Source organism: Dyadobacter sp. 3J3 (assembly GCF_009801115.1).
In the GTDB taxonomy this organism is placed as follows: Bacteria; Bacteroidota; Bacteroidia; order Cytophagales; family Spirosomataceae; genus Dyadobacter.
Genome location: NZ_VTOL01000006.1, coordinates 274,098 through 285,962 on the forward strand (window position 1 = coordinate 274,098; position 11,865 = coordinate 285,962).

The window sequence follows — 11,865 nt, forward strand, 5'->3', positions numbered from 1 at the left end:
GGTGAGCAAATCGAGACTCAAGAGGCTGGAAAAAAAGTGCTCACCAGAATCGCTGTAAGTATTTGCATATCAGCTTGTTCATGGCATTGACATCTTGTTTTTTTTGTATTGCAAACCTACTTTTATTCACTTAAAAAAGTAAGTTATGCTTAGTAAAACGTTCACATTATTATTCTATCTGAAGAAAAGGAGCAACTACATAGGCGGAAAATTGCCTATTTATTTGCGGTTTACTATTGATGGGCAAAGGATTGAGATAGCTACTAAACGCGAATGCGAGCCAGATAAATGGAATGTATCTGCGGGAAGGAAGGTAGGTCAAAAAGAAGATGTTCGTGCTCTTAATGCTTTCTTAGATTCTCTTCAGACAAAGGTTTATGAGGCTCAGCGGAACCTTGTTGACAACGGAAAGCCTGTGACCGCCGGTAGTATTAAGGACATCCTCACGGGGGTAGCCGACAAACCGAGAATGATCATGGAAATTTTTAAGGAGCATAACGATGAAATGCTTGCATTGGTCGGAAAGGATTTTTCTAGAGGGACTTACAATCGGTACGAAGCCGCAATGCGAAATGTACAAGAATTCTTGCTATATAAATACAAGGTAAGGACATTAGTTTGGAAAATTCGGTGTAACTGACCACCTCAATTCGGTTTAAGCTGACCACCTGTTCCGGGCGAAATTGACCACCCGAATTCGGAGTAAATTGGGTTCTTCGTCACTTTTGGTGATAATTAGTTTGCTAGGATCATAGTTCTCAGGAGTTCAAATCCAGCTCTGCCATACATTGGTCTTTTAATAGTTTTAAGTTTATTTACCTGTCCTTCAACTTGTCCGTTACTGATGGTTGAAACAAAAGCCTGGTCCACAGCTTGAAAGTCTGAAAGAATCCCCTTGGCAAATGTCTTGAGGCCTGACTCTGATTTTATTGCTCGATCAATCCATTTTTGAAGACTGCCGACTTCCTTTATTTGAAATAATTTTTTGAACTGGTTGGCTAATTCTGCCGCTTCCTTTATGATACCGCAATAACTAAATAAGAAATCTAGAAATTTTTTATCCAAAGGGTTTAACTTCACCGGATCGCTAAGTGCCATAAAGGATAGTTTTGTGACCAACCATGTTTTAACATTTGGTGGTGGCTTCAAACCTCGAATTGTATGCTCCGTCTCAAAAAGCATTTCGTCACCTTTTAGGAGTTGATTCATCCTATCACAAAAGCTTGTATATTTCCCGTTAAATCCGTCTGCTATGATAGCTTGATGCAGCTGTCTGTATGTAGTGATGCCAGGTTTGTAGTTTTTAATTACATACTCCCGAAACTTATCGAAGTTGCTCATAAACGGAGAGAAAACAGGTGCCGTCCTTGCTGTCAATACATCAATACGAACGTATTTTCTTATCGATTTTCTATTTGCACTTAGATGCTTAGCAATAGCTCCGATGCTGTAACCTTTGGCATAAAGGTCCTTGGCTTTTTCAAATTTAAACTGTCTTTGTGAACTTACATTTCCTGTAAATAAAGAATTATTTTCTGAGGCTGGAATGATTGGTGATTCTTTAACTTTCTCCTCATCTTGCTGATTTTCATCATTTTTTTTGCTCGTTGAAGAGCCTGAAAGTTTCTTTTAAAATGTCGCTATGCCTTTGAAACACTCTTTGAAGTGCATCCCGAAGATTAACAAGCAAATGGATCCGGTCAGCCACGGCCCCGGCCGCCCGGTTGGATCGCTTGTGGTGCTCCTTTTCGAATTCCGAGTGCATAGGCACTGGCACGGTCACGGGAAACAGTATGTACTTCTGGATGTTTTTCAAGCCAGATAGCCAAAGTCTCTGCTTCTCTGTCATTTTGTGGGTTCAAAAAGTAGATTGAAGTAATATTATTCTAATGTATTTTTAAGACTAACTTGTTGATACCAATGAAGTGGTATGGTTGACCATCATAGCCTAATGGTATCTATTCCAATATACTTGGACGATTGGTTAGAGTACTTTAATTGTTCTTATGCATTTCTGACGTTCCATAACCTGGGATCTATATTAAAAGCTTTAGTGCTTAAAATTTCGATTTCTTCATAGTTCTTGTGTAGGGGATGGAGCAGGAAATTATATGACTCGGCAACTACGGCGGAGGGTACCTTGAGTGCCATTACATCCGGATCATTTAGCCAGTTTTCCAGTAGCTGATGATTTTCATGGTAATTGGCAGGCTCCCGCCATTTGGGTGATAATTTCTCAACAGTCTTCGGTATGGACGGAAAAGCCAAAGTGATTAAAAATAGCCTAGGAAGATCCTGGTAGGGCAGGGCAGGTAAGTGTACCAATTGTTCCAACAATGCCAGTTCAGGACTTGCAGAAGTATAAAGAATACCAATGCCGGCAGGGTTCCACCGGCCACCATATCGGCGTGCTCCTTCGGGTGATAAGGGTGTATCCAAAAACCGTTCTTTTACCAACCGATAAGCTACTGTTCGGTTATCAGCAACCGGATTGTAAACACTACGCTCAGGCATAAATGCCGTGTTCTATACGCCCCAAGACATTATGCACAATTCCAAAGCCGGTTGTGGTATCCAGTAGGGCAAGCGGTGCTTGTTGATGAAGTTCTGATAAAGGAATCCTCAGCCAGCGTCCAAGTACATCCGCGCGTCCGTCGAATACATCCAGTCCATGAATAAAAAGTTGTTCCAGCAGCAGCAGCCGTTCAGAAGAATTGTTGTCCAGCAACGCATCAGGACGAAGCCGGTGCAGAGTCCTTTCTGATAAATTAAGGATAGGGGCCATTTCTTTGTCGGTCAATCCTATTTTACCGGCAACTTCATCGGCTTTTCCGCGTTGAACCCCGGATCTCACTTGCTGTATGACTTCAAAGCTGTCACGCGAAAAGCCTGTTTCTAAGATTAAATCCATGTCTGTTACATTTTGTCATAAATATAGCTGTCATTTGGCACTCGTGCAAATAATGTTAGTATATAATATTTTTAGACACATGTATTTAAAAACATGATTGGCCTAACCACTTAACTTCAAACCAAATAATATTTTGTTGTATAACATGCATTATGATGAGTGCCAAGTATATAAGCTAGTTTTTTTGATTGAAGTTTTTTTAGCCTCATAAAGTTGAACCGCCAGCTGCTGCTTATCTGCATTAAGTTACTTAGGTCGCACACCCAGTCTGCCTCTGGCGCGGGTAGCAGACAAACCTGTCATCGTTCATTCTCAAATAAATTTCTTCGGTTCACCGATGCGATCGAATTCAGCCAACGCCCAAAAAGATGAAAAACCACCAATCGGCTACCTTAACTTATTAAAAGGCTAACGCGGCTGAAAAGTCTTTTACGATCAATACAGTATGATCATTACACCAACCTTTGTTTGATTGCCAAACTCACTGCCTCGGTGGCGCTATTTACGTAGAGTTTGTCATAAATATTGCGAATATGATTGTTTACTGTATTATAAGTGATTCCACATTCTGCTGCAATCAGTTTATAGCTGTAACCCTTCACCAGAAAGCTAAGAATATGCTTTTCGCGTTCTGTGAGATTGTAATTGTTTTTGGTCTGTGTCTGAGTAGAGAAGTGCTGCAAAACCTTGACGGCAATACTTCCCGTCATGGGGGCGCCACCATCAAGTGCCTCTCTTAAACTTTCCAAAAATCTTTCAGGACTTGTTTTTTTTAGCAGGTAACCGTTGGCACCAGCTCTCAGACTACCAAAGATGCGCTCATCTTCTTCAAAGTTGGTTTGGATAATAACGGGCAAAGCGTCAAAATGTTTTCGCACAAGTTTGGTAGCTTCAATGCCGTCTACACCGGGCATGTCAATGTCCATAAGGACAAGTTCCGGCTTTGAATTGGTAATATCGGCGACCAGATTATTGGCGTTGTGAAAAGTGCCACTGCAGGTAAAGTCATCGGAAAGATTCAACAACATTGCGACGCTGTTGAGCCTTTCCTGGTTATCGTCGAATATAATGATCCTTGAACTCATGCAGCAAATTTAAACACTCTCAAACCGGAATGATATAGCAAATATTTGTCATACAAATACAGTTTAAAAAACCAGCGAAATCATGGTACCGCTTTCTTTTGAGGACTGGATCACAAGTTTGCCTTTCATCTGGGCTGCGCGCTGCTGCATGTTTGTAAGGCCGTTTCCCTGCTTGGCATTTACGATGTCAAATCCTATACCATTGTCTTTAATAATCATATTGGCACCGCTGTTTTCGTAATTGATGTTGACAAGCAAAGTACTACATTCTGCATACTTGGCGGCATTATTGATGGCCTCTTTAAATATCAGGTAAAGATTCTTGCGGGTCTGCATGTCAAGCTTCCTGTTTTCGAGCCTTGGGTCGGTGTCAAAGTTGAAGGTAATACCTCTGGATTCCGCAAGTACGCTTCCGAAACGGAACATGCGGGCAAACACATCCACAATCTCGTCGTTGCCTGCTTTTACACTCCAGACAATATCGCTGAGTCCTTCCTGCACCTGCTGGGCATTTTCCTTTATTTTTTGTACAACCTGCTGATGCTCTGCTTTATCCATTTGCATAAGAAGCGCCTGACTGTAAAAAGTAATACTGCTCAGCGTGCTCCCTATTTCGTCGTGCATGTCGGCGCTGATGCCATTTCGTATATTCTGAATATGCAAAATTTGTCCCAGCCGGTACCTGTAAAAAAGGTAGATCAAAAAACCTATGGTAAGCGTGCTGAGGATAAAAAACCAGGGAGATTTATACCAGGGTGCAACTACTCTGACATTAGCCTGCCATTCTTGTAAACCCCAGTCAGCGCCTGCCACAGAAACCTGCACCCGCAGCTTGTAATTGCCGGGTGGCAGACTGCTCAAAAGCAGCTTGTTCCCATTTTCAAACAGGTGCCAGCCATCATCGTCCCATCCTTCCAGTTGATACCGAAACCGGTTGAGGGCCGTATCATGGTAATCAGGGCTCATGAAAGAAAATGCAAAAAGGCGGTCGCCGGGGTAAAAAATGATCTGACTGCCAGACTGATAATTTGTGACGGTATCTATTCTATTTTGCGCCACATCGTATTTGGAATAAGATATCAGCTGTAATCCGCGTTCTTTTTGTGCGTTGGTATCCAGCCGCGCCGGATCAAAAGCAACAATTCCATTCAGTCCGCCAAAATAAAGAGTCCCGTCCCTTGATTTGAGATAGGATCCGTGATTGAACTCCATGTGCGGCAGCCCGTCTGAAATACTATAGTTATAAAATTTTTCAGTATAGGTGTTAAAGCGGGATATACCCCTGTTGGTACTTAGCCAAAGGTTTCCACGTGCATCAGGCAGGGATGCATAAATATTGTTATCCGGCAGGCCATCCCCGGTGGTAAAAAGCCGTGCTTTTTTCAGGGTTGTATCAATCCGGATCAAGCCTTGGGTTGACCCGGCCCACAAAGCATTGTTATACCAGACACTATGAAATATCTGCAATGCAGGCAGCTTGATCTTGTCTTTGGCATCTTGTCCATAATGTTCCCTAATAGTTGCATCCTTATTCAGGATGTACAACCCGTTGGTGGTGCTTACCAAAGTAAGGCCATACGGCAAGGACATGAAGTGGTTAACGCGTTCATTTTTAATGAAACTGCCTGCTTTGTCGTTCAGCAAAACCGGTTTCATGTTTCGGGTATTAATGATGGCCATTCCGCCCCAGGTTCCCATCCAGAAGGTGAAATCATTCAATTTGTAAAAAGAAGTAAATCCCCGGCCACTGACAAACGGAAACTCCACTGCGCGGTATTCCTCTTTATCAGTATCAATTTGGAGGAACTGGGTACCATCCGTGACAGCATATACCTTATCTTTCACAAACAGTACCTTGTAAGGAATCACCTCGTCGCCCGGCACGTTCCCTGGTCGATGCAGCACCATGTGCCGGGTTCTGTGTTTTATCGGGTCAATCTGGTGGAACATATAGGCCGTACTATCGGCTTGAAAGCCATACGAGCATGCCCAGATTCTTCCTGAGCTGTCTTCTGTGATTCCCCTGATGCTGCTGCCAATGTCGCCCGTTTTTTCCAATGGCACACTCAGGTATTTCCGGAATACTTCCCCCGTCAGGGTAATTTTAAAAAGGCCATCGACGCATGATAACCAAAAGCTGTCATCAGTGCTCAGATAGGCTGTGAAGAAAAAAATATTGGCTCCTGATTTTTGCTGCAGCTGGGTCGTTAATGCAGTGAATTCACCTGTTTTTTGATTTGTAAAGCCAACTTTTCCTTTCTCCTTGTACCACGTATATCCTTTTGAATCCTGGTGAATAAAATCAGGAACGATCGGTGTGTCAACGTCCAGCAATGGACCGAAAGTCTGCTTTGCAAAGAAATATTTACGCATCCGGCTTTTTTCACTTCCCTTCTTTTTGTAATAAACCGATATTCCGTTCGTCCCGGATTGCACAACACTGGCAACCTCCCAATGTATGGCTGCCTGCTCAGTCCCTATCAAATTGATCCTTCGGACGAAAGTTGCCTTTTCATTGATCACATCAAGAAAATTACTTCCGTTATATAGATACACCTTGTTTTGAACATCATAAAAAAGCTTGGTAATTACTCTTTTCATCGTATTCCCTGAATCTGCCGGTGGCGTATATAAGGCAACGGGAACCGCATTCTGATCCATTTTCACCAGCCTGCCCGATGATATCACCACCCAGGCATTTTGTTTTTTGTCAAAGAAGATATCCAGGTTTTGTTTGGTAGCCACCTTTTTGATGTGCCGCGATAGGTCGACTGTTTTGCAGGAAAAATTGACAGGATCGATAATGCTGACGCCATTGTTATGCGCTACCCAGATATTGCCTTTGGCATCAGTTCGCAGTTGGTTAATTAATGTGCGGTTGCCGATCGAACCTGTGATTATTCTGGTAAAATTCTGAAATGTATATCCATCATGCCGCCAAAGGTCCTGGCCGGTGCCGACCCACATGAAGCCGCGGCCATCCTGCGAAAGGCTCCGTATGTTTCTGCTGGGTAATCCTTGTTCGGGTCCTAACAGCTGAATGTTGACACGTGTTTGCAGTGCCTGCGCAAAGCAGGGATTGATACAGTTTTGGAACAAAAAAAGGACAAATCCCAGGCAGCTAATTTTTTCTGATAGTCCGAAAAGTCTAAACATTGGAAGTTTGCGTTGCATGCACTGGCAGACAGCATTTGTGAGGGAGCTCTAAGATACGCAGGTAAAATGAAATTAGACTAAAATGTAACCACTTGTTATTAAACGGTCAGCAAAAAGGATTTTTGATCCAATAAAACCATGCGTATAGCAAGAATTTGCTATTGTGGTTGGAAGTGTGGTTGGTTTCCTTTGTCTATCAAAAATTCTGTAACTGAGATAAGTCTGGTCGTTTATCCGGTTACTCGGCGCCAGGTTACTTTTCAAAGATTTGGATTAACTCAATTTTATGATAGGTATGTATTTAAATTTTCAAACCAAAACTCAATTTTCTTAAAAATGAAAAAATCTTACTTTTTATTCCCGGTTCTAGTGTTTCTTTTTTCTGTACAAAGTTGCACCGACCATGACATTGATCCAACTCCGGAACCCCAATCACTATCTTCGGAAACAATTTTTAGCGAATTAAAATCGCCCATTGGAATTGCCGTCGATGACAAAGGGAATATCTGGGTGACCGAGGCGGGTACAGGAAATAACAATACCGATGGAAGTGTTTCCATGATTACTCCTTCGGGCAACAAAACAACATTCGTGACGGGGCTATTATCAGTTACTAATGCCGGTGAGGGCTCGATCGAAGGAATTAGCCATTTGTTCTACCATGACGGGAAATTGTATTTTCTACATGGCGTAAACGGGACGCTTTACAAGGCCGATGTTTCTTCGTTTAAATCAGGAGATCCTGCCGTGAATCTTGCTGATATTCCGTCGGAAGATGTTGGAACCTACATCAGGAGCCTTGCATTAACAAGTCCGTTAAATTCCAATGCGTTCGATCTGACACTAGGCCCGGAAGGTCATCTGTATATTGTCGATGCTGGTAGCAATGCAATCATCAAAAAGGATAAGGATACAGGCAAATTAAGCCTCTTTGCTCATTTTCCTGATGCTGCGACGAAAGTCGATGCGGTACCCACAGGAATTGTTTACGACGGCAGTAAATTACTTGTAAGTTCTCTCACGGGTTTTCCTTTTACACCAAGCAGTGCAAAGATTTTCGAGGTTGACAAAGATGGTACCGTAAATGTTTATAAAGACAAGTTTACGACTTTGACAGGTATTACGCTTTCTGCCAACGGCAAGCCGATTGTCATTCAACACGGTGTATTCGGTGCAATGGGGTTTGGCGCTAAATCGGGCAAGGTGCTGGATGAAAATGGCAATATACTTCTTGACAACGTATCACGTCCGACTGGTATTGTTCGTGCAGGTGACAGACTTTTCTATTTGCTAAGCTATACGGACGGAACAATTAGCAAGCTCACCTATTGACATAAGGCTTATCATCCAATTTATTCCTTCCTGACATTAAAATGAAAGTGCTCAAAATCACTGGCAAAATACTTGCCGGCCTAGTTTTTATCATTGCAGCCGGGATCATTTATGTTAAAGCCGCTCTGCCCAATACTGGCCCTGCGCCGGTTATTAAAATAGAGCGGACTGCTGCACGTATCGAACGTGGAAAGTATCTGGCCAATCATGTAACCGTTTGTATGGATTGCCACAGTACCCGCGATTGGTCGCAATATGCAGGGCCACTCACCGGGGCATTGGGTGGAGGCGGTGAGGAATTTAATCAGACAATGGGCTTTCCAGGAAAGTTTTATGCACCTAATATTACACCCTATACACTAGCCAGTTGGACGGACGGAGAAATTTTCCGTGCCGTTACAACCGGTGTCAACAAAAGCGGGAAAGCGCTGTTTCCAGTGATGGCTTATCACCGTTTTGGTCAGCTCGATAAGGAAGATATTTATTCGGTGATCGCCTATATCCGTGAACTTCCGCCATTAAAAAAAGAAATTCCAAAATCCGAGCCGGATTTTCCTGTCAACATTCTGATCAATACAATGCCTCAGAAAGCTTCCTTTGAAAACCGGCCTTCGGAAACGGATCAGTTGGCTTATGGTAAATATCTGATCACTGCAACAGGATGCGTGGATTGCCACAGCAAAACGGAGAAAGGCAGCGTAATTCCGGGAACAGAATTTGGCGGAGGAATGGAATTCGCCGGGCCAAACGGAATTATCCGTTCGCCCAACATAACGATGCACAAAACCGGCATTGGAAACTGGACGAAAGAAGCTTTTGTATCTCGGTTCAAAGCGTATACCGATAGTAGTTATGTGCCACACCAGGTAACCGCTGACGAAATAAATACACCTATGCCCTGGGTTATGTATTCAGGTATGAAAGAGCAGGATATTGCCGCAATATATACTTATCTGAGCACGGTTAAACCTATCGATCATCAGGTAGTAAGAATGGAAAAGAAGAAATAATAAAAGGATTAAAGTTACATCAGTGCTATCGAAGCTTTTTTTGCCTGCTTACTATTCTGATTCATTAACCGTTAACCTAAACATTTATGAAAGCATTATACCTAACCCCTGCACGATTAGTTTCAATCAAAATACTGGTGTACATCCTGACATTTGCCGCTACTATTTCCGTCTCTTATGCACAAGGAACGGGAACGATCGTTATTTCGAAAAAAGTAGAACAGGACTTTTCTCCCGGCGCTAACATCCCGTTTTCCTCCGTCGGTTTGTCCCGCTTCACGTTGAATGACGATCCGGAATTTGTTTCCGTGCAGGATTTGGGTATGGGAAACAATAATACCATGTGGGTGGTAGCAGCTCCTGCATCTGGTACCGGAAATGGAACTGTTTATTACCGGCCAACAGATACATCCGACTGGATAGAAACGAATGGCTCGGGAACCAGGATCGATGTTACCCCTACCGGTAGAGCATTCCTTATAGACCAACAAGGATCTCAATTTTTCTGGACCTTTGGACAAGGTTTCGATCAGGAAATTAACAATACCCCGGTCAATGCTGTGGATGTCGGTACTTTCGCAGGTACTAATCAGGGCGTTTGTTATCTGTCAAATAATAATGCAGCAGGTTGCAACATACTTGTGCGCCGTCTCGGAGGCGGAAACTTTGTATACTACCCAGCCATCTGCGGCACCCGCCTTGATGTGGCTCAGGATGGCTCTGCCTATGTCCTTGATGAAACAGCCGGGAAGGTATACCATGTGTCATTTCCTGGTTCTGGAACAAGTTCTGATTTTATAATTGAACAAACATATAACACTTCTTCTTTATTATTCAGGGATATTACTGTCGCTTCAGATGGCAGTGTTTGGGCTGTCAATGCAACAAATTGTTATCGTCTGGTAGGTGGGAATTGGGTGCTTGATCCAAAAAGCATAGGCGTTGGGACTGGAAACAATGCAGCTGGTATATCGGCCGGAAGTGACGGCGACACACCAATTGTTACTTACAATGCTAAAAATAACGTAAGTAATGCGTTGCGCGGCAAGATTTTTCAGCGCAGGGAAGATGGAACCTGGATGAACGATCATGCTGTCCGTTCCGTGGGTGTAGGTAACAGTATTATCTTCAGTCCTCCCGCCGGAACCTACAAGTTTACAGAGAACCTTACTGCCTGGGAACTCATTGCAATCAATACAGCCGGTGGTTCCGTAGCGCCGATCGTCGAGGATAACCAGGTGACCGTGACAATTAAGGCAGGAGAAACAGTGCATGTCGAATTTGTTAATGAAGGACGTGATTACGGAGATGCCCCTGATTCTTATGGCACTCAGAAAGCCAGCGGCGGAGCATCCCACAAGGTGACCAACTTGCTGACGCTTGGAAGCAGTGTTGATCCTGAGTTAGACGGCGCCCCGGGAGAAGCAGCAACAGGTGATAATGGGGCTACTAGCGATGATGAAAACGGTATATCCACATTCCCAGCGATTTCCGGTGGCGCTAACAAGGCAATAACCAATTACACCGTCAATGTTTCTGTGAAAAATGCAACAACTGCAACGGCTAAACTGTGCGGTTGGATTGACTGGAATAGTAACGGAACCTTTGAGGCAGGAGAAGGAGTTTGTACAACTTCGGGCCCAGGAAGCATAGCCGCAACTTTGGTATGGCCGGCGGCAACGCTCGGCGGCTCTGCGGGTGTGACCGGGGTTTATGCCAGATTCAGATTAACAACTGGTACTTTAACGACTGCAAGTGCCAAAGGTGCTGTCGCTGACGGAGAAGTGGAAGATTACTTTATTGCATTTGTAAATCCGCTTCCGGTGAAGCTGATGACATTTGAGGGTGTTATCCAAGAGCAGAATGTGACACTCTCCTGGGTCACCACCGCGGAAACTAATGCGGATCACTTTGAGATCGAGCATAGCTTGAATGGTAAAATCTGGAATTTAGCAGGAACCGTTGCAGCTAGAGGTGAAAGCAATGTCCAGGTGAACTACTCATTTGAGCACAAGACTCCGGTCAATGTTGAAAATCTGTACCGGCTGAAAATGGTCGATACTGACCAGACTTATGCTTACAGTCGCATCATCAGTATTCGAAGCAAAGATTTTTCAGATCTGTATGCCTATCCTAATCCTTTTACTAATGAACTTCATTTCAGTGGCTCAGATGTAACTCAAATAGCTGTTTTTGACGCAGGTGGCACACTCAGGCTCAAAAAGGATTTGAATGATAAAAATGAAGTGGATCTGAAAAACCTGGTACCTGGCAAGTACCTGCTGAAAATCCAGACCGCTGACGGGCAGTTGCATACACAAAGTGTTATGAAGGACTGATGGGGCAAATTGTTGGGTAAAATCGCGTTGCA

Annotated in this window: 10 protein-coding genes and 1 pseudogene; 4 read left to right on the plus strand and 7 right to left on the minus strand. The window is 43.5% G+C overall.

What is annotated here, in order from left to right; translation table 11 throughout:
- The first annotated feature begins 145 nt into the window (after positions 1-145).
- On the plus strand, positions 146-640 hold the full coding sequence (locus tag FZF08_RS15125; protein ID WP_159470148.1) for an Arm DNA-binding domain-containing protein: 495 nt from the start codon (positions 146-148) through the stop codon (positions 638-640).
- Positions 641-735: 95 nt separating this feature from the next.
- On the opposite strand, the gene FZF08_RS31770 is transcribed toward FZF08_RS15125, so the two are convergent.
- From FZF08_RS31770 to FZF08_RS15155, 7 genes and pseudogenes are all read right to left on the minus strand, one after another.
- Positions 736-1,341 (minus strand): transposase, encoded by a 606-nt coding sequence (locus FZF08_RS31770; protein WP_159470150.1) that lies wholly within the window; start codon positions 1,339-1,341, stop codon positions 736-738.
- Positions 1,342-1,398: 57 nt separating this feature from the next.
- A pseudogene (locus FZF08_RS32300) lies at positions 1,399-1,551 on the minus strand (terminase gpP N-terminus-related DNA-binding protein); the annotation flags it as partial.
- A gap of 149 nt (positions 1,552-1,700) precedes the next feature.
- On the minus strand, positions 1,701-1,862 hold the full coding sequence (locus tag FZF08_RS15135) for a hypothetical protein (protein ID WP_159470152.1): 162 nt from the start codon (positions 1,860-1,862) through the stop codon (positions 1,701-1,703).
- A 142-nt stretch (positions 1,863-2,004) separates the two neighbouring features.
- Positions 2,005-2,514: an RES family NAD+ phosphorylase gene (locus FZF08_RS15140; protein WP_159470154.1), complete on the minus strand. Its 510-nt coding sequence runs from the start codon at positions 2,512-2,514 to the stop codon at positions 2,005-2,007.
- Positions 2,507-2,911, minus strand: coding sequence for an antitoxin Xre-like helix-turn-helix domain-containing protein (locus FZF08_RS15145; RefSeq protein ID WP_159470156.1), 405 nt, complete (start codon positions 2,909-2,911; stop codon positions 2,507-2,509). The genes FZF08_RS15140 and FZF08_RS15145 overlap by 8 nt, the downstream gene beginning before the upstream one ends.
- A gap of 452 nt (positions 2,912-3,363) precedes the next feature.
- Positions 3,364-3,996: a response regulator transcription factor gene (locus FZF08_RS15150; protein ID WP_159470158.1), complete on the minus strand. Its 633-nt coding sequence runs from the start codon at positions 3,994-3,996 to the stop codon at positions 3,364-3,366.
- A gap of 63 nt (positions 3,997-4,059) precedes the next feature.
- Positions 4,060-7,152, minus strand: a complete 3,093-nt coding sequence (locus tag FZF08_RS15155; protein WP_159470160.1) for a two-component regulator propeller domain-containing protein — start codon at positions 7,150-7,152, stop codon at positions 4,060-4,062.
- Between the two features lie 336 nt (positions 7,153-7,488).
- Here FZF08_RS15155 and FZF08_RS15160 point away from each other — a divergent pair, with 336 nt between their 5' ends.
- From FZF08_RS15160 to FZF08_RS15170, 3 genes are all read left to right on the plus strand, one after another.
- Complete coding sequence (locus FZF08_RS15160; RefSeq protein ID WP_159470161.1) at positions 7,489-8,484, plus strand: ScyD/ScyE family protein; 996 nt, start codon at positions 7,489-7,491, stop codon at positions 8,482-8,484.
- Positions 8,485-8,525: 41 nt separating this feature from the next.
- Positions 8,526-9,494 (plus strand): c-type cytochrome, encoded by a 969-nt coding sequence (locus FZF08_RS15165; protein WP_159470163.1) that lies wholly within the window; start codon positions 8,526-8,528, stop codon positions 9,492-9,494.
- An 86-nt stretch (positions 9,495-9,580) separates the two neighbouring features.
- Entirely contained in the window at positions 9,581-11,833 is a 2,253-nt protein-coding gene (locus tag FZF08_RS15170) for a GEVED domain-containing protein (RefSeq protein WP_159470165.1), read from the plus strand.
- Positions 11,834-11,865: the final 32 nt, after the last annotated feature.

Bases quoted from the DNA above. Each gene is read 5' to 3' on its own strand.
- FZF08_RS15170 (WP_159470165.1), top strand. From the start codon at position 9,581: ATGAAAGCATTATACCTAACCCCTGCACGATTAGTTTCAATCAAAATA.
- FZF08_RS31770 (WP_159470150.1), bottom strand. From the start codon at position 1,341: ATGAGCAACTTCGATAAGTTTCGGGAGTATGTAATTAAAAACTACAAA.
- FZF08_RS15140 (WP_159470154.1), bottom strand. From the start codon at position 2,514: ATGCCTGAGCGTAGTGTTTACAATCCGGTTGCTGATAACCGAACAGTA.
- FZF08_RS15125 (WP_159470148.1), top strand. From the start codon at position 146: ATGCTTAGTAAAACGTTCACATTATTATTCTATCTGAAGAAAAGGAGC.
- FZF08_RS15155 (WP_159470160.1), bottom strand. From the start codon at position 7,152: ATGTTTAGACTTTTCGGACTATCAGAAAAAATTAGCTGCCTGGGATTT.
- FZF08_RS15165 (WP_159470163.1), top strand. From the start codon at position 8,526: ATGAAAGTGCTCAAAATCACTGGCAAAATACTTGCCGGCCTAGTTTTT.
- FZF08_RS15160 (WP_159470161.1), top strand. From the start codon at position 7,489: ATGAAAAAATCTTACTTTTTATTCCCGGTTCTAGTGTTTCTTTTTTCT.
- FZF08_RS15150 (WP_159470158.1), bottom strand. From the start codon at position 3,996: ATGAGTTCAAGGATCATTATATTCGACGATAACCAGGAAAGGCTCAAC.
- FZF08_RS15145 (WP_159470156.1), bottom strand. From the start codon at position 2,911: ATGGATTTAATCTTAGAAACAGGCTTTTCGCGTGACAGCTTTGAAGTC.